Raw genomic sequence first — 16,430 nt, 5'->3', positions numbered from 1 at the left:
CTTACGCCTCGCCGGCGCGTCCCCCCGCGCCGGGTTGCTGCCCCGCCCTGCCCCGGCTATCCCGGTGGCATGAAGCTCATCATCGGCAACAAGGCCTATTCGTCCTGGTCGCTGCGCGGCTGGCTGGCGTGCAAATTGTCGGGGCTCGCCTTCGACGAAGTCGTCGTGCCGCTCTACGACGGCGATTGGGACAAGCGGCGCGAGGGCGACGAGTTCGCCCCCTCGTCGGGCAAGGTGCCGATCCTGTGGGACGGCGACATCGTCGTGTGGGACAGCCTGGCGATCGTCGAATATCTCAACGACAAGAGCGGCAACCGGCTGTTCTGGCCCGAAGCGCCCGCCGCGCGCGCGATGGCGCGGTCGATGGCCGCCGAAATGCATTCGAGCTTCGCGGCGCTGCGCCGCAAATGCGGAATGAACATCCGCCGCGTCCACCCGCCCGCGCCGCTCGACGACGACGTCGCCGCCGACCTGACGCGGATCATCGAGCTGTGGGCTCAGGCGCGCGCGCGCTTCGGCGGCGAGGAGCCGTTCCTGTTCGGCGCGTTCGGCGCGGCCGACATCATGTTCGCGCCGGTGGTGACGCGGATCGTCACCTATTCGCTCCCCGTGCCGCGCTTCGCCCAGGCCTATATGCTCGCGGTGCTCCAGCATCCGTTCATGCAGGACTGGATCGCGGGCGCGCAGGAGGAGGAATGGGTGATCGAGAAATACGAGCTGCCCGTCACCTGAGCCGCCCATGCGGGTCCGGGCACGGCGGCACGCGCCGCCCTCCCCTTGCATCCGCGCGGATGTTCACCACATGTTCCGATCGACTGCCGCTCTTTGACCCGGTTCGCGCGGGGCTGTGCCGCCTTGCCGAACGCCTGGATTCGCCTCGTTGCGCGCCGCGTCGCACGGCGACCGCCTGCCGCCGCCTGCCCGCCGCGCGATCGTGCGGGAGCCTAAACTTCCTGAACTTCGGGAGCCCCCGCACGGCACCGTCCCGCCACCGCCGGCCGCCGCGAGATCGTGCGGGAGCCTAAACTTCCTGAACTTCGGGAGCCCCCGCACGGCACCGTCCCGCCACCGCCGGCCGCCGCGAGATCGTGCGGGAGCCTAAACTTCCTGAACTTCGGGAACGCCCGCACGGCACCGTCCCGCCCCCGCCGACCGCCTCGCGATCGTGCATGGGCCTAAACTTCCTGAACTTCGGGAGCCCCCGCACGGCACCGGCCCGCCCCCGCCGGCCGCCGCGCGATCGTGCGGGAGCCTGAACTTCCTGAACTTCCTGAACTTCGGCGCCGTCCTGCCGCGCGGTTCAGGGGATGCGCCGCGTCGGGTACGGCGTCCCGTCGCGGTGGAAATAGCCTTCGGGCGTGAACACCATGTCGATGTCCGGATAGGCGCCGCTGCCCCGCGTTCCCGCGCTGATCGCTACGAACACGCAGTCGGCGTCCGAACGGTTCTGCAAATGGTGTCCGTCGGCGACGCCGCGCGGAAACGCGGCGATGTCGCCCGCGCGCAGCACCGTCTCGCCGCCGTCCTCGACCAGCACCGCCTCGCCCGCCAGCATCACGACGAGTTCGTCCTCGTCCGCGTGCCAGTGGCGCTGCGACGACCAGGCGCCGGGCTTCAGCACGACATGGCTCGCCCCCATCGCCGTCAGCCCTGCCGTGGGGGCCAGCCGCCGATACCATCGGCCGGCGACCGCGGCGTCGAACGGCGCGGGATAGCCGGTGGCGTTCACCTGCGGGATTGTATCCAGGTCCAGCTTGGGCAATGCCGCCTCCGATCGCGTTGAGGAGGAAATTGTGCCCGATCCCGTCGAACTCACCAAGGCCCTGATTGCGGCGGCCAGCATCACGCCGGCGCGCGGCGCGGTGTTCGACGTGCTCGAAGCGGCGCTCCGTCCGCTCGGCTTCGCGGTCGAGCGTTTCGTCGAGGGCGCGGCGCCCGACGGCCCGGTCGAAAACCTGCTCGCGGTGCGCGGCGGTGCCGGGCCGCACTTCGCCTTTGCCGGGCATCTCGACGTGGTGCCGCCGGGCGACGGCTGGACGAGCGGCGCCTTTGCGCCCGAAGTGCGCGGCGACCTGCTCTATGGCCGCGGCGCCGTCGACATGAAGGGGGCGATCGCCGCCTTCGTCGCCGCGCTGGCCCGCGTGCCCGACCGCGGCCGGATCAGCCTCGTCATCACCGGCGACGAGGAAGGCCCCGCCACCTATGGCACGCCGCGGCTGATCGAGCGGATGGCCGAACGCGGGCTGCGGCCCGATTGCTGCCTTGTCGGCGAACCGACCTCGGCGCAGCGGCTGGGCGACACGATCAAGATCGGGCGGCGCGGCTCGACGGTGATCGACATCTGCGTGCGCGGGCGCCAGGGGCATGTCGCCTATCCGCACCTGGCCGACAATCCGATCCCCCGGCTGGTCGCCGCGCTCGCCGAGATCGACGCGATCGAGCTCGACCGCGGCACCGACTGGTTCCAGCCGTCGAATATCGAGGTGATCGACCTCGCCGTCGGCAACGGGGCCACCAACGTCATTCCGGGTGCCGCGCGGGCGCGGATCAGCATCCGCTTCAACGACCAGCATCGCGGCGAGGCGCTGATCGAGCGGATCCGCGCCGTCGTCGCCGCGCATGCCCCCGATGCCGACGTGACCGGGCGCGTCTACGGCGAGGCATTCCTGACCCGGCCGGGGCCGTTCTCGGATCTGGTCACCGGCGCGATCTCGGCGCGGCTCGGCGTGACGCCCGAACTGTCGACCAGCGGCGGGACGTCGGATGCGCGCTTCCTCTCGCGGCTGTGCCCGGTGGTCGAGTTCGGGCTGCTCAACGCGACGATGCACAAGCTCGACGAGGCCGTGGCGATCGCCGATCTCCATGCGCTCGCCGATGTCTATGCCGATATCGCGACCCGGGTGGTGTCGGCGGGATGACGACGGGCCGGGCTCAGCCGACCATGCGCCGCGGCGCGAAATCGGCGGCCCAGGCGAGGAACGTCGTCTCCTCCATCGGCGGCGCGATCGCATAGCCCTGGAGGATGTCGCAGCCGAGCACGCGCAGCACCGCCGCCTGCGCGTCGGTCTCGATGCCCTCGGCGACGGCCTCGCAACCGATGCCGTGGATCAGGCCGATCACCGCCTGCACCACCGCCCGCGCCTGGGGGTGTGCGGCCACTTCGTGGGTCATGCTCTGGTGGAGCTTGATCCGGTCGACCGGCAGCCCGCGCAGCCGCGCGACATTGGTATAGCCGGTGCCGAAATCGTCGATCGCGATGCTCGCCCCGTCGGCGCGCAACGCCGCGATCGCCGCGATCACCTCGCCCGAACAGCGCATCGCCAGCGTCTCGCTGATCTCGAGTTCGAGCAGCCGCGCCGGCGCCCGCGCGGCATGGAGCGCCTCGCGCAGGCGGCGAAAGAACAGCGCATGGTCGATCTGGCGCGGGCTGACATTGACCGCCAGCCGCTGCTCGATCCCCTGCCGCCCCCACCGGGCGATCGTCTCGGCGGCGCTGGCGAACACCCAGTCGCCGATCTCGATGATCAGGCCGGTTTCCTCGGCGCGGTCGAGAAAGCTGCCGGGCAGCCGCAGTCCCGACGGGTGCTTCCAGCGCAGCAGCGCCTCGGCGCCGACGATCCGCCCGTCCGCCGCGCCGATCTGCGGCTGAAAGGCAAGCGCGAACTGGTCGAATGCCACCGCCTCGCGCAGCTCGGTCTCCAGCCTGGCGCGGTCGGCCAGTTCGTGCTCGATCCGATGGCTATAGCATTCGGCCCGGCCGCGGCCGGTCAGCTTGGCACGGTACATCGCCGCATCGGCGGCGCGCATCAGGTCGTGGAGCGTCGTGCCATGTTCGGGACGCAGCGCGATCCCCACCGACGCACCGATCTCGACCGCCTGGCCCGCGATCTCGAACGGCTCCGAAAGCGCGGTCAGGATCGCCCGGGCAACCGGCTCGGCGTCGCGCGGATGGTGGAGTTCGGGGAAGAACATCGTGAATTCGTCGCCGGCCAGCCGCCCGATCAGCGGCGGGCGCAACCGCGCGTCGCTCGCCAGCCGGTCGGCCAGCGCACGCAGCCGCCCCGCCAGCAGGCTCAGCAGCATGTCCCCCGCCGCGTGGCCCAGCGTGTCGTTGACGGCCTTGAACCGGTCGAGGTCGATGAAGAACAGCGCCGCCAGCGCCTCGGACGGCAATTCGCCGAGCATCCGCTCGCTCGCCCGCCGGAAATGGGTGCGGTTGGGCAGCGCGGTCACCGCGTCGAACAGCGCCAGCCGCTCGATGCTCTCCAGATTGTTGTGCATCTGGTGGAACAGCCCGTCCATCGCCGCCGCAAGCGGCGGCACCCGGTCGCGCACCGTCTGCGGCACCTGCGCCCGCAGGTCGCCATGCGCCGCCTGCGCCAGCCGCTCGATCGCCGCGTCGATCGCGCCCGCTGTCGCCGCGAGCGCCCGCTCCGCCGACGCCCAGCACAGCACGCCGCATACGATGGCAACGATCAGCGCCCGCCCCGCAGCCGGCACATCGAGCGGCGAATCAGCCGTCGCCGCGAGCGCGAGGATGAACGCGACCGCACCGGCGCACACCGCGAACACGGCCGCTCGTTTCCTGAGCGAAAATCTCTGCACCCTGCGGTCCGATCCCCCGCCCCATCCGTCGAGCAGGCAGCGTGTCAGACACAGGTTAACAATTTCATGGTTTTGGAGGACGTTGCCGCCGAAGCACGATGTACAGCGCACCGTTGCCGCCGTGCCGTGGATGCGCGCCGCGGACGGCGGCGATCCGGTCGGCGTGGCGCGATGCCGCGAGCCAGTCCCCCACCGCCGCGCGGATCGCGCCGCGTGCGTGCGGACGCTCCGATTCGGGCCGTGGCGGCTTTCCGGTGATCAGCAGCAGCACCCGGTCACCGCGACGAATCGCCTGCTCAAGCCCATGATCGAGGCGGTCATAGGCCGAAGCCAGCGTGTGACCATGGAGGTCGATCGAGCTTTCGGGGGAGACCAGCCCGCGCGACAGCCGGCGATCCCATCCGCCGTCGAGCGTCGACGCCGGCGGATCGGCTCGGACTTCGCCCGTCACCCGCGGCGGCTGCGGATCGGGAATACGTCCCCGCGGGCGTTTCGCCGGGGATGGGGCAACGGTTTCGTCCTGGGCAACAGCCATGGCAGGGATCGTCGCGCCGGCCGCTCGACTCCGGGGCGGCATCAGCGGCTTCACGCTCGCGATCACCCGCTGCCACAATGCACTTTCCTCGGGCGACAGGCTGCGCCCGCGGCGCCCGCTCACGGCGTCGACGGCGTCGCGACCGGCGGTGCCAGTCGGGCGAGCACGCCGCGCGGCAGCAGCAACCACGCGGTCCCGCGTGCCGACATCCCACCGGCGATCGCCCGCGCATCGTCGCCGGCGCCCCAGAAAGTATCGAAGCGGTTGCTGCCCTTGATCGCGCCGCCCGTGTCCTGGGCGATCCAGATCCCGGTCGCATCGGTGCGGTCCATCGACAGGAACGCCGGAGCGCCCAGCGGAACGAAGCGGGGATCGGCAGCGACGGTCACCCATCCCGCCACCGGCACGCCCATCGCGCCCAGCGGTCCGGCGCCGGTGAGCGGGCGGAAGAAGACGAAGCTCTTGTTTTCGCGCATGATCGCGCGCCCCTCTTCGGGGTGTGCGCGCAGCCAGGCGATGATCCCCTGCATCGACGTCTGCCCGGGACCAAGCAGCCCCCGATCACGCATCAGCTTGCCGATCCCGGTATAGTCGCGACCATTCTGTCCGGCATAACCGATGCGCATCACTCCGCCATCGGGAAGGCGCAAGCGGCCCGATCCCTGGACCTGCAGGAAGAACATCTCGATCGCGTCGGCGGCCCAGGCGATTACCGGCGCGTGCGCATCGATCGCGCCGCCCTCGATCGCCGCGCGATCGAAATAGGGAACGAAGCGCTGCCCCTCGACACGGCCGCGGATGCGCTTGCCCTTGAGGTCGTCGGAGAACAGCCCGAGATCGACCTCGATCAGATTGTCGGGCAACCCATAGATGGGCACGTCATACCCGTCGCCGCGCTCACGGGCGCCGGCAATCTCGGGTTCGTAATAACCGGTGGCATAGGCGCGGCCGTCGCCGACCTGCGCCGCCTCGAAATAGTTGCGGAAGAAGGTGATCGCATCGCGTCCGGGCCAGTCCGCCGCCGCGGCGCAGGCCGGCGCCCAATCGGCCGGCTGCGTCAGCCCTGAAACGTCGGTGCGCGCCTGAAGCGCGCGGCAGCTACTGCGAAAGGCGGTCAAAGCCCGCTCGGCATTGGCCGGCGTGATCGGAAGCGTCTCGACCGGCGGCCCCGCCACGACGCCCAGCGATGCCGCGCTCGTCGCGCCCGTCGGCGCCGGGGCGACCGGAACGGCCGGCAACGGCACCGCTGCTACCGGCTGGCGCGCGGGCAAATTGGTCGGCGTTTCGGGAAGCGAAGCAACGGGGCGTGCCGGCGCGGGGCGCGGGGCCAGCGGCGTGGGCCGTCCTGACGTCGGCCGCGTCGGCGCCGGGCGTGGCCCGCGCTCAGGCGGAACGACTCCACCGACGCATCCCGACAGCGCCGTTGCCGCCAACAGCACCGCCAGCGCGGCGCCCCCCATTCCGCGCACTGCCATCGTTTCGGCGTTCCTTACGCTTCGTCGGTTTCGGCGAGCTTCCAGTTCGGATCGCTGCTGCGCAGATTGCGGGTAAAAGTCCACACATCGTGCGTCTCGACCGCATCGCTCAGCGAGCCCGCGATGACATGGCCGTCGCGATCACGCGTCACCGCAGCGATGTCGGCATCGAAGCGGATCACCACGCGGGCAACGCGGCCCTCGACCGCGGCGGCGACGATCGTCGCGCGCTCGATCGAAACGAGCCGGTTGTCGAGCACCTCGCCGGCGGCCTCGCGGGCCGCGATCGCCTCGTCGAACGCGGCGCGGACGTCGGCTTCGGCAAGCCACTCAAGCGTCTCGCGATCGCCCTTCCAGAAGGCTTCGAGGATCATGCGATACGCCGACTTGGCACCTTCAAGGAAGCGCGCGAGATCGAAATGCGGATCGGCCGACACGATCGCCCGCAGCCCGACTTCCGCGCCGGCCTCGATCGGGCCGTCGACGGGTTCCCGCGTCTCAGGCGGGATTTCGGGCGCACGCGGCAGCGATGCAGGACCGAACCGCTCTTCAGCGGGCTTGGGCAGCGCCTGCTCATGCCCGGTGCGCTTGCCGAGCACCGAATAGAGCCTGAGCGCCAGGAAACCGGCCACCATCGCGAACAGAATTACGTTGAACACAGTGCCTCCGACACCTCGCATCCATGGTACATAGGCCCGAGTGCCGCCGGATTCAAACCTGCCCTGAGGGGCGGGCGATTGAATCACGGTCGATGCCCTGCTAGGCGCGCCCGATCGACAATGCGTCACGGACGCAAAACTATCCGGACGAAGAGGAAAATTCACATGGACGAGACCGAGAACGGCGCCGCATCGAGCGAGCCCGCAGCCAATGGCGCCGATACCGCGCCCGTCGCCGGCGTGCTGTCGCAGTATGTGAAGGACTTTTCGTTCGAAAATCCGAACGCGCCGCAGATCTATCAGAATCAGGCTGCGCCGGCGATCGACGTCCAGTTCAACATCAATTCGGCGCAGGTCGGCGATGAGGTGTTCGAAGTCGTCCTGAAGATCGAGATCAAGGCACAGGCGGAAGGCCAGACAGCGTTCCTGGTCGACCTGGCCTATGCCGGCCTGTTCGCACTCCGCAACGTCCCGCAGGAACAGCTCGAACCCTTCCTGCTGGGCGAAGCCCCGCGCATCCTGTTCCCGTTCGCACGCCGCGTCGTGGCCGATGCGGTCCGCGACGGCGGTTTCCCGCCGCTGATGCTCGAGCCGATCGACTTCGGCGGCATTTACATGCAGCAGCGCGTCCAGGCCGAGCAGGGTGGCGTTGCAGGCGAAGTCGGGCACGCCTGAACGCGTCGACGGGGCGGCGGGCCGCGGCTCGCCTCCCTGCCGGACCGACTTGTAGAACCCTTCGCTTCCCGCCACCGATACCGTTCATGGAGTTGCCGCCGCAATGAAACTTGTGCGCAGCCTCGGTTCGGTGGGCGGTCTCACGCTTGCCAGCCGCATCCTCGCGCTTGTCCGCGATTCGCTCCAGGCCGCCTATGTCGGCGCGAGCTTCGCCTCGGATGCCTTTCTGGTCGCGTTCCGGCTCCCCAACATGTTCCGCGCCTTCTTTGCCGAAGGGGCGTTCGCATCGGCCTTCATTCCGATGTTCAACCGCAAGGCGGGCGAGGCCGGCGCGCTCGATCCGGCGATCGACTTTGCCGAACGCGCACTGGCGGTGCTGTTCGTCTTTCTGGTGTTGTTCACGCTGGTCATGCTCGCCGCTGCCTGGCCGATCACCGCGCTGCTCTCCGGCGGTTTCGCGCGGCAACAGCCGAGCCATGACGAGTTCGCCTTTGCCGTGACCTTGTCGCGGATCACCATCCCCTATCTGATGCTGATCTCGCTTGCCTCGCTGCTGGGCGGCATCCTCAATTCGCTCGACAAGTTCTGGGTCAACGCCGCAGCGCCGGTGCTGCTCAACATCGCGATGGTCGCCGCACTCCTCTTTTTCCACGGCGATCCGTTCGAAACCGCCCGCGCACAGGCGATTGCGGTGCCCATCGGCGGCGCGCTCCAGCTGCTATGGCTGTGGTGGGCGTGCCACCGCGCCGGCGTTCGGCTGCGACTGCGCCGCCCGCGCCTCGATCCCGAAGTGCGCGAGCTGCTCCGCCTGATCCTGCCGGCCGCGGCGGGCGCCGGCGCGGTCCAGATCAACCTGCTCGTGTCGACGGCGATGGCGGGCTATCTGCTCGACGCCGGGTCGATCTCGTACATTTATTACGCCGACCGCCTCAACCAGCTGCCGCTGGGCATGATCGGCATCGGCCTCGGCACGATCCTGCTCCCGACGGTGTCGCGCCTGCTCGGCGCCGGCCGCGATGCCGAAGCGATGGAGACGCAGAATCGCGGACTCGAACTCGCGCTCTTTCTCACCCTCCCGGCAACGGTCGCATTCATCGTCGCCTCCGAACCGATCGTTCGCGGACTTTTTCAGCACGGCGTGTTCACGCCCGAAGCGACCCAGCGCTGCGCCTGGGCACTCTCGGCTTTCTCGCTGGGCCTGCCGTCCTATGTTTTGGTGAAGGTGCTGACGCCGGGATTTTATGCGCGTCAGGACACGCGCACCCCGGTACGCTTCGCCACCTGGTCGGTCGGCGTAAACCTGATCGGCAACCTGATCCTGATCCCGCTGATCCACCATGTCGGCCCGCCGCTCGCCACCGCGATCTCGTCGAGCGTCAACGTCTGGATGCTCTATCACGCGCTGCGCAAGCGGGGGCATTTCGCGATCGACGCCCAGTTGCGCCGGCGCGTGCCGCGGCTCCTTGCCGCCGCAGTCTTGATGGGGCTCGCGCTGTGGGCATTCGATTCGCTGCTCGACCCGTGGCTCAACGGGCGGATGTTCCAGCGCTATGCCGCGCTCGGCGTCCTCGTGGGCAGCGGTATGGCGCTCTATGTCGGCGCCTGCTTTGCCACCGGGGCCTATCGCCTGGCCGATCTCAAGACACTGATCCGCCGCCGCGCCGCGCGCTGAGCCGGCGGCGCGCAAAGCACGACCTTTGCCTTGACGACGCAACCGGCCTAGGGACGGGGCGTTCCGGGCAAATCAGCAACGCGCGGCGGCGCCCCCGCCGCCCGGAACCCGCGGCCGGTCCAACGGCCGAAAGGTAACCCGGGCGCAACGGAGCATCCTATCATGCGCGTCGTTTCCGGCATCCAGACCACCGGCAATCTGCACCTGGGCAATTATCTGGGCGCTATCCGCCAGTGGGTCGCGATGCAGGATCAGGGGGAATGCCTGTTCTTCCTCGCCGATCTTCACGCCCTGACCAGCAACATCAGCCCCGCCGACCTCGCCAACGCGACCATCGAAATGGCCGCGACGCTCATGGCCGCCGGAGTCGACGACCGAGCGATCCTGTTCAACCAGGCCCGCGTCCCCGCTCATGCCGAACTCTGCTGGATCCTCCAGGGGACCGCGCGCATGGGCTGGTTGAACCGCATGACGCAGTGGAAGGACAAGGCGGGCAAGAACCGCGAAGGGGCAAGCGTCGGCCTGTTCACCTATCCGGTTCTCCAGGCTGCGGACATTCTCGTCTATCAGGCGACGCACGTTCCGGTCGGCGAGGACCAGCGGCAACATCTGGAGCTGGCGCGCGACGTCGCGACCAAGTTCAACACCGATTTCGGCGTCGACCTGTTCCCGCTTCCTGAAGCGCTGATCAGCAAGGCCGCCCCGCGGATCATGAGCCTGCGCGACGGCACCGCAAAGATGTCGAAGTCCGACCCGTCGGACATGTCGCGCATCAATCTGATCGACGACGACGATCTGATCGCGACCAAGATCCGCAAGGCAAAGACCGATCCCGAACCCCTGCCCGATTCGTTCGACGCGCTTGCCGAACGTCCGGAAGCCCGAAACCTTGTCACGATCTACGCCGCACTCGCGGGGCGCGAGCCGCAATCGGTGGTCGAGGAATTCGCAGGCCAGGGCTTTGGCAGCTTCAAGCCGGTTCTCGCCGATCTGGCGGTGGCGGTGTTGGGACCGGTGCGGGACCGGCTGCGTCGCCTGCTCGACGATCGCAGCGCCGTGGCCGCGGGGCTTGCCCGCGGCGCCGAACGTGCGGCCGCCATCGCCGAGCCGACGCTGCGCGCTGCGCAGGCGGCAGTCGGCCTTCAGGTCTGACCGGCTTGACCGGGGCGCCTTGCACAAGGCGCCCCGCCCGCCGCATGGGACGAGTATGACAAAAGGGGGACCGGCAACGTGCCGATCCCCCTTTTCTTTATGTGCTGGCCCGGCCCGTTGCCGGCCGATGTCAGGCCCCTTCGAGCGAACGGAGCAGCGTGCGCACCGCGCCGTCGATCTCCGCGTCGCGGGTGCGCAGATCCTCGATGCGCTTGACCGCGTGGATGACGGTCGAATGGTCGCGATTGCCGAACTTGCGGCCGATCTCGGGCAACGAACGCGTCGTCAGCCGCTTGGCGAGATACATCGCGATCTGGCGAGGGCGTGCGATCGCCACCGCACGCCGGGCCGACAGCAGGTCCACCTGCTTGACGTCGAAATGGGTCGAAACCGCCCGCTGGATCTCGTCGATCGTGATCCGGCGCTGCGCCGTCCGCAGCACCTCACCAAGCGTCTGCACCGCAAAGTCGAGCGTGATCGTCTCGTTCGACAGGCTGGCATATGCCACCAGGCGATTGAGCGCGCCTTCGAGCTCGCGAACATTGCTGGTGATTCGCGCCGCAAGCAGGTCGACCACCTCGTCGGGCATCGCGACTGCCGGCATATCCTCAAGCTTGCGCAGCACGATCGCGCGGCGCAGCTCCAGCTCGGCGGGCTTGATGTCGACCACCAGACCGGAACCTAGGCGTCCTGCCAGCCGCGGCTCGAACCCTTCAAGCGCCTGGGGCGCGCGGTCCGCAGCGACGACCAGCCGCTTGCCCGAGGACATGAACTCATTGACGGTGTGGAAGAATTCTTCCTGCGTCGCTTCCTTGCCGCCGATAAACTGGAGGTCGTCGATCATCAGCAGATCGACCGAACGCAGCCGCGTCTTGAACGCGTGCGTATCCTTGTTGCGCAGCGCCTGGACGAATTCGAACATGAAGCGTTCGGCGGTCACATAGATCGCGGTGGCGCCGGGGTTCTGATCGAGAAACGCCTGGCCGATCGCGTGCATCAGGTGCGTCTTGCCCTGGCCGGTGCCCGAATGGATGAACAACGGGCTGAACAGCGGCGTCCCCGGCGCTGCCGTCGCCCGGGCGGCGTTGAACGCCACGCGATTGGTCGGCGCAACCACGAATCGGTCGAAGATGAAGCGCACGTCGAACTGCGGGCGTTCGGCACGCACCACAGGGCCTGGCACCTGCACCGTCTGAACCGGCGCGGCCGGACGCACGGCCGGGGCCGAATCGACCGAAAGCACGCGCTGCGCATCTTGACCAAGCGTCTCGATCGTGACGCTGGCGACTTCGGGCAGCACGGCGCGGAATTCGAGCAGCAGCCGGTCGGCATAGTGGTTCTTGACCCACTGCGACATGAACGCCGACGGCAAGCCCAGCCGCACGTCCTCGACGGTCGAGCCGGGGACGAGCACCACGGGCTTCAGCCACTGGTCGAACAGCCGCTGACCCGCCGAGCGCCGCAGATTGCCACGCACGTGCGTCCAGGCCTTCGCCAGGGCATCCCGATCGTTCCGTTCGACGGCCCGAACCTGAGTCACAACGACGCACTCCTCCCCCGCGGAAACCCTGGCTTCCGCGCGAAACAAACAAAAACTAGCACCAAGGCTCGCCACCGCCGGAATGCCCCCAGGCAGGCGCGGCAAGCTTCCCTCAAACCCCGAGGCATCGCCGCCGGGAGGCTGGTTTTAGGTGCCGATTTCTGAGTCGATCAAGGGTCCGCGACGTCAAGAATCTGAAATAGTTTTGTTGACAGGCGGAAGTGGCGGAAATCCGTGGATGGTCGAAAATACGCCAATAATAACAGCAATTTGGCCTTCGCCGACGGCGCAGGCCGCGCTCGAATCGGGCGCGTAAATGGCCCATCCCGATTCGTTCCAAAAGGTCATAATGACGACGGAGACGCGAAAAACCCCGCCGAGCACATGCCCGGCGGGGTTTTTATTACGCGAATGCGTCAGTTATGCGAGCGCAGCGATCCGCTTCGTCAGACGCGAGAACTTGCGCGACGCGGTGTTCTTGTGGAGCACGCCCTTGGCGACGCCACGCGCCATCTCCGGCTGCGCCGCGGCAAGCGCGGTCGCCGCAGCGGCCTTGTCGCCCGCATCGAGCGCGGTCTCGACCTTCTTGATGAAGGTGCGGATGCGGCTCACGCGCGCACCGTTGATTTCCGCGCGGCGGTTGTTCCGCCGGATACGCTTCTTCGCCTGCGGCGTATTCGCCATGCCGTCTCTCGTTCCTGCTCAAATGGGAAGGGCGCGGAAACGGTGTCCTCGCCCGGGAAAGGGCGCCCCATAGCGGCCTCAGCGATTCGGGTCAACCGGTCGCACAGCTTCTTGGCCGCCTTCCTGATCACACAGAAGGTCTTATCCCGACCAAAAGCCCGACCAGGCTCATTTCTGGCACCGCGGGCACCAGAAGGTCGAACGCCCAGAATCCACCCGGCGCTCAACCGTCCCGCCGCAAGGGCATTTTTCGCCCTCGCGGCCATAGACGCGCCAGTCGCGGGCAAAATAGCCGAGCTGCCCGTCCGGGCGGGCATAGTCGCGCAATGTAGATCCGCCCGCCTCGATCGCGGCGGTGAGGACCGAACGAATCGAATCGACCAGTGCGGCGATCCGCGACGCCGCCACCTGCCCGCCGGGCCGCGTCGGCGCGATTCGGGCCATGTTGAGCGCTTCGCAGACATAGATGTTGCCCAGACCCGCAACGATTCGCTGATCGAGCAGCAAGGCCTTCACCGGCGCGACGCGGCCTTCGAATGCCTTTTCGAGATAGGCGGTCGTGAACGCCGGCCCAAGCGGCTCGGGGCCGAGCGTGCGGAACGCCGGCCAGGCAGCCAGTTCGGCGGTCGGAACAAGATCGAGCGAGCCGAAGCGCCGCGGATCGTTGAGCGCCAAGCGATGCGCCGCAGTCTCGATCACCACATGATCGTGTGCGCCCAGCACGTCCGGATCGATTCGCCAGCGCCCCGACATCCCCAAGTGGAAGATCAACGTGTCGCCGCGATCGGTCTCGATGAGGCCATATTTGGCACGGCGTCCCAGATTCGTGACGGTCGCACCGGTCAAGCGCTGCCCGAGGTCGAGCGGGAATGGGCGACGAAGATCGCCACGTCGCAGCACGACACGGTCGATCCTTGCGCCGGCAAGTGCAGGCGTCAGACCGCGGACCGTGGTCTCGACTTCAGGAAGTTCGGGCATGGCTGCCCATATAGGCCGTCCGCCGAACGGCGCGAGCCCTGCCCCAAGGGACGTTGCGAGATCGAAGCATTTGCCCCTGCCCCGGCTCGCGGCTAGAGCGAGCCCATGCCCGAGACCGTCTCCTTCGGCTACGAGGACGTAGCCCCCGAGGAAAAGACCCGCCGCGTCGGCCAGGTCTTTTCGAACGTCGCCGCCAAGTACGACCTGATGAACGACGCCATGTCGGGCGGGCTGCACCGGCTGTGGAAGGACCATTTCGTCCGCCGCGTGAAGCCGCGCGCGCATGAACACATCCTCGACATGGCCGGGGGCACCGGGGACATCGCCTTTCGCCTGGCGCGTTCCGGCGCGGCCGTGACCGTGGCGGACATCAATCCCGACATGCTGGCCGTGGGAATGGATCGCGCCGCCAAGCGCGGCATCGACGGGCTGACCTGGGCCGAAGCCAATGCCGAATCGTTGCAGTTCGACGACCGGCAGTTCGACGCCTACACGATCGCGTTCGGGATCCGGAACGTCACCGACATCCCGGCGGCGCTGCGCGAGGCGCACCGTGTGCTCAAGCGCGGCGGCAGACTCTTCGTGCTCGAATTCTCGACGACGCAATGGCCGGGATTCGCGCAGGTCTATGACGCCTATTCGCACCATCTGGTGCCCAAGCTCGGCAAACTGCTCGCCAATGACGAGGACAGCTATCGCTATCTGATCGAATCGATCCGCCGCTTCCCCGACATGCCGCGGTTCGAAGCAATGATTCGCGAGGCAGGGTTCAGCCAGACTCGCGTCGAGCCGTTGCTCGGCGGGCTCGTCGCGATCCACAGCGGCTGGAAGATCTGATGCTGCTTGCTCGTGGGGCGGCCTCGCTGCGGGGGCGCAGGACGCGCGTCATCCTCACGGCGCAGCGCAGGAGTGTCCAGTGACCGCACCTGCCGTGCATCTCTGGCGTTTGCTCAAATGGGGTCGCATTCTTGCCCGCCACGGCGCGCTGCGCGGGATCGAGCGTGATCCGAACACGCCCGCCCCGGTGCGCCGCATCGCGCGCATCGCGCGGTTCGGTGCCCGCATCCCTGCGGTTCCGCGCTACGCCGACGCATTCCAGGCGATCGGACCGGCGGCAATCAAGCTTGGGCAGACGCTTGCAACTCGTCCCGACCTGGTGGGCGAGGCTGCGGCAAACGATCTGCTGCGTCTCCAGGACGCGCTGCCCCCCGTCCCCTTCCCCGTAATCCGCGAACGGATCGAGGCGAGTTTCGGGCGCCCGATCGAAACGCTCTTTGCCGAGATCGGCGAAGAGGCGATCGGCGCGGCGTCGATCGCCCAGGTCCATCGGGCGGTCACCACCGATGGCCGCCAGGTCGCGGTCAAGGTGCTGCGCCCGGGGATCGAGGCCGAATTCGCGCGCGCGCTCGACACCTATGAATGGGCCGCGGCGCAGGTCGAAGGCATGGGCGGCGAGGCGCGCCGACTGCGCGCGCGGCTGGTGATCGAAACGTTCAAGCGCTGGTCGCTGCGCGAGCTCGATCTGCGACGCGAGGCGGCTTCGGCATCCGAACTCGCCGAAGGCATGACCGCCGAGCCCGATTTCATGGTGCCGACGATCGATTGGCAACGGACCACGGGCAAGGTTCTGACGCTCGAATGGATCGACGGGATCAAGCTGTCGGATCGCGATGCGCTGGTGCGCGCCGGGCACGACACACGCGCGCTCGCAGCCAATCTGATCCGCGCCTTTTTGCGGCAGGCGATCGCCGAGGGATTTTTCCACGCCGACATGCACCAGGGCAATTTGTTCGCCCTGCCCGATGGCCGGATCGCCGCGATCGACTTCGGGATCATGGGGCGGATCGACCGCCGCGCCCGCGTATGGCTGGCCGAGATCCTTTATGGTCTGATCACCGGCAACTATCGCCGCGTGGCCGAAATCCATTTCGAGGCGGGCTATGTCCCCCCGCATCACAATGTCGACGAATTTGCGACGGCGTTGCGCGCGGTCGGCGAACCGATGCGCGGATTACCGGTAAAGGAAATGTCGGTCGGCGGCATGCTCGACGGGTTGTTCAACATCACCCGCGACTTCGACATGCAGACCCAGCCGCATCTGCTGCTGCTCCAGAAGACGATGGTGATGGTCGAAGGCGTCGCGCGCGGGCTCGATCCCGACATCAATCTTTGGGAGACCGCAGCCCCGTTCGTCCGCGAATGGATGCGCACCGAACTGGGGCCGGAGGCGGCGATCGCCGATCGGCTGATCACCGACCTGCGCACCTTTGCGCGACTGCCCCAGCTCATCCGCAACATCGAACGGCATTTCCCCGATCCCGGCGGCGCGCCGCCCGCCCCGCCGCTCAAGGAGATCCAGCTCGTCCGCGTCGGCGGCGGCTGGCGTTACGCGGTGGTGGCGCTGGCAAGCGCGGCGGCGAGCGTCGGCGCGACGCTGATGTTGCTGCGGTGACCG

At 68.2% G+C, this 16,430-nt stretch carries 15 protein-coding genes; 7 read left to right on the top strand and 8 right to left on the bottom strand.

Features of this window, described 5'->3' with window-relative positions:
- Positions 1–69: 69 nt before the first annotated feature.
- Positions 70–732, top strand: a complete 663-nt coding sequence (locus ACT3CF_RS15305; protein WP_478424221.1) for a glutathione S-transferase family protein — start codon at positions 70–72, stop codon at positions 730–732.
- A 568-nt stretch (positions 733–1,300) separates the two neighbouring features.
- On the opposite strand, the gene ACT3CF_RS15300 is transcribed toward ACT3CF_RS15305, so the two are convergent.
- Positions 1,301–1,762, bottom strand: a complete 462-nt coding sequence (locus ACT3CF_RS15300; RefSeq protein WP_478424220.1) for a cupin domain-containing protein — start codon at positions 1,760–1,762, stop codon at positions 1,301–1,303.
- A 31-nt stretch (positions 1,763–1,793) separates the two neighbouring features.
- Between ACT3CF_RS15300 and dapE the strand changes: the two genes are divergently transcribed.
- A complete protein-coding gene (dapE, locus tag ACT3CF_RS15295) occupies positions 1,794–2,918 on the top strand; it encodes a succinyl-diaminopimelate desuccinylase (RefSeq protein WP_478424218.1) in 1,125 nt (374 codons plus the stop codon).
- 13 nt (positions 2,919–2,931) lie between these two features.
- On the opposite strand, the gene ACT3CF_RS15290 is transcribed toward dapE, so the two are convergent.
- The 4 genes from ACT3CF_RS15290 to ACT3CF_RS15275 all read right to left on the bottom strand — a co-directional run bounded on the left by ACT3CF_RS15290 (position 2,932) and on the right by ACT3CF_RS15275 (position 7,274).
- Positions 2,932–4,605 carry a putative bifunctional diguanylate cyclase/phosphodiesterase gene (locus ACT3CF_RS15290; RefSeq protein WP_478424216.1) on the bottom strand — a complete coding sequence of 558 codons (1,674 nt, stop codon included), beginning with the start codon at positions 4,603–4,605 and terminating at the stop codon, positions 2,932–2,934.
- A gap of 64 nt (positions 4,606–4,669) precedes the next feature.
- Entirely contained in the window at positions 4,670–5,203 is a 534-nt protein-coding gene (locus ACT3CF_RS15285) for a Smr/MutS family protein (RefSeq protein WP_478424463.1), read from the bottom strand.
- Positions 5,204–5,259: 56 nt separating this feature from the next.
- Complete coding sequence (gene mltA / locus ACT3CF_RS15280) at positions 5,260–6,615, bottom strand: murein transglycosylase A (protein ID WP_478424214.1); 1,356 nt, start codon at positions 6,613–6,615, stop codon at positions 5,260–5,262.
- Positions 6,616–6,629: 14 nt separating this feature from the next.
- Positions 6,630–7,274, bottom strand: a complete 645-nt coding sequence (locus ACT3CF_RS15275; RefSeq protein WP_478424212.1) for a Tim44/TimA family putative adaptor protein — start codon at positions 7,272–7,274, stop codon at positions 6,630–6,632.
- A 165-nt stretch (positions 7,275–7,439) separates the two neighbouring features.
- Between ACT3CF_RS15275 and secB the strand changes: the two genes are divergently transcribed.
- From secB to trpS, 3 genes are all read left to right on the top strand, one after another.
- On the top strand, positions 7,440–7,949 hold the full coding sequence (gene secB, locus ACT3CF_RS15270; RefSeq protein ID WP_478424210.1) for a protein-export chaperone SecB: 510 nt from the start codon (positions 7,440–7,442) through the stop codon (positions 7,947–7,949).
- A 103-nt stretch (positions 7,950–8,052) separates the two neighbouring features.
- On the top strand, positions 8,053–9,621 hold the full coding sequence (gene murJ, locus ACT3CF_RS15265; protein WP_478424208.1) for a murein biosynthesis integral membrane protein MurJ: 1,569 nt from the start codon (positions 8,053–8,055) through the stop codon (positions 9,619–9,621).
- Positions 9,622–9,783: 162 nt separating this feature from the next.
- Positions 9,784–10,773, top strand: coding sequence for a tryptophan--tRNA ligase (gene trpS / locus ACT3CF_RS15260; RefSeq protein ID WP_478424207.1), 990 nt, complete (start codon positions 9,784–9,786; stop codon positions 10,771–10,773).
- 130 nt (positions 10,774–10,903) lie between these two features.
- Here trpS and dnaA read toward each other — a convergent pair whose 3' ends face one another.
- From dnaA to mutM, 3 genes are all read right to left on the bottom strand, one after another.
- Positions 10,904–12,271: a chromosomal replication initiator protein DnaA gene (dnaA, locus tag ACT3CF_RS15255; protein WP_478424461.1), complete on the bottom strand. Its 1,368-nt coding sequence runs from the start codon at positions 12,269–12,271 to the stop codon at positions 10,904–10,906.
- 462 nt (positions 12,272–12,733) lie between these two features.
- Entirely contained in the window at positions 12,734–12,997 is a 264-nt protein-coding gene (gene rpsT, locus ACT3CF_RS15250) for a 30S ribosomal protein S20 (protein ID WP_478424205.1), read from the bottom strand.
- A gap of 168 nt (positions 12,998–13,165) precedes the next feature.
- Entirely contained in the window at positions 13,166–13,975 is an 810-nt protein-coding gene (mutM, locus tag ACT3CF_RS15245; protein ID WP_478424203.1) for a bifunctional DNA-formamidopyrimidine glycosylase/DNA-(apurinic or apyrimidinic site) lyase, read from the bottom strand.
- Positions 13,976–14,080: 105 nt separating this feature from the next.
- Between mutM and ubiE the strand changes: the two genes are divergently transcribed.
- Both ubiE and ubiB read left to right on the top strand, forming a co-directional pair.
- Positions 14,081–14,812, top strand: coding sequence for a bifunctional demethylmenaquinone methyltransferase/2-methoxy-6-polyprenyl-1,4-benzoquinol methylase UbiE (gene ubiE, locus ACT3CF_RS15240; protein WP_478424201.1), 732 nt, complete (start codon positions 14,081–14,083; stop codon positions 14,810–14,812).
- A gap of 79 nt (positions 14,813–14,891) precedes the next feature.
- Complete coding sequence (ubiB, locus tag ACT3CF_RS15235) at positions 14,892–16,427, top strand: 2-polyprenylphenol 6-hydroxylase (RefSeq protein ID WP_478424199.1); 1,536 nt, start codon at positions 14,892–14,894, stop codon at positions 16,425–16,427.
- Positions 16,428–16,430: the final 3 nt, after the last annotated feature.

The organism is Sphingomonas chlorellae (genome assembly GCF_056485145.1).
Note: the sequence above shows the minus strand (reverse complement) of the source record. Positions and strands in the feature narration are given on the sequence as shown.

Coding starts and splice junctions, on each gene's coding strand:
- ACT3CF_RS15305 (WP_478424221.1), top strand. CDS start 70: ATGAAGCTCATCATCGGCAACAAGGCCTATTCGTCCTGGTCGCTGCGC.
- murJ (WP_478424208.1), top strand. CDS start 8,053: ATGAAACTTGTGCGCAGCCTCGGTTCGGTGGGCGGTCTCACGCTTGCC.
- rpsT (WP_478424205.1), bottom strand. CDS start 12,997: ATGGCGAATACGCCGCAGGCGAAGAAGCGTATCCGGCGGAACAACCGC.
- secB (WP_478424210.1), top strand. CDS start 7,440: ATGGACGAGACCGAGAACGGCGCCGCATCGAGCGAGCCCGCAGCCAAT.
- mutM (WP_478424203.1), bottom strand. CDS start 13,975: ATGCCCGAACTTCCTGAAGTCGAGACCACGGTCCGCGGTCTGACGCCT.
- mltA (WP_478424214.1), bottom strand. CDS start 6,615: ATGGCAGTGCGCGGAATGGGGGGCGCCGCGCTGGCGGTGCTGTTGGCG.
- ubiE (WP_478424201.1), top strand. CDS start 14,081: ATGCCCGAGACCGTCTCCTTCGGCTACGAGGACGTAGCCCCCGAGGAA.
- trpS (WP_478424207.1), top strand. CDS start 9,784: ATGCGCGTCGTTTCCGGCATCCAGACCACCGGCAATCTGCACCTGGGC.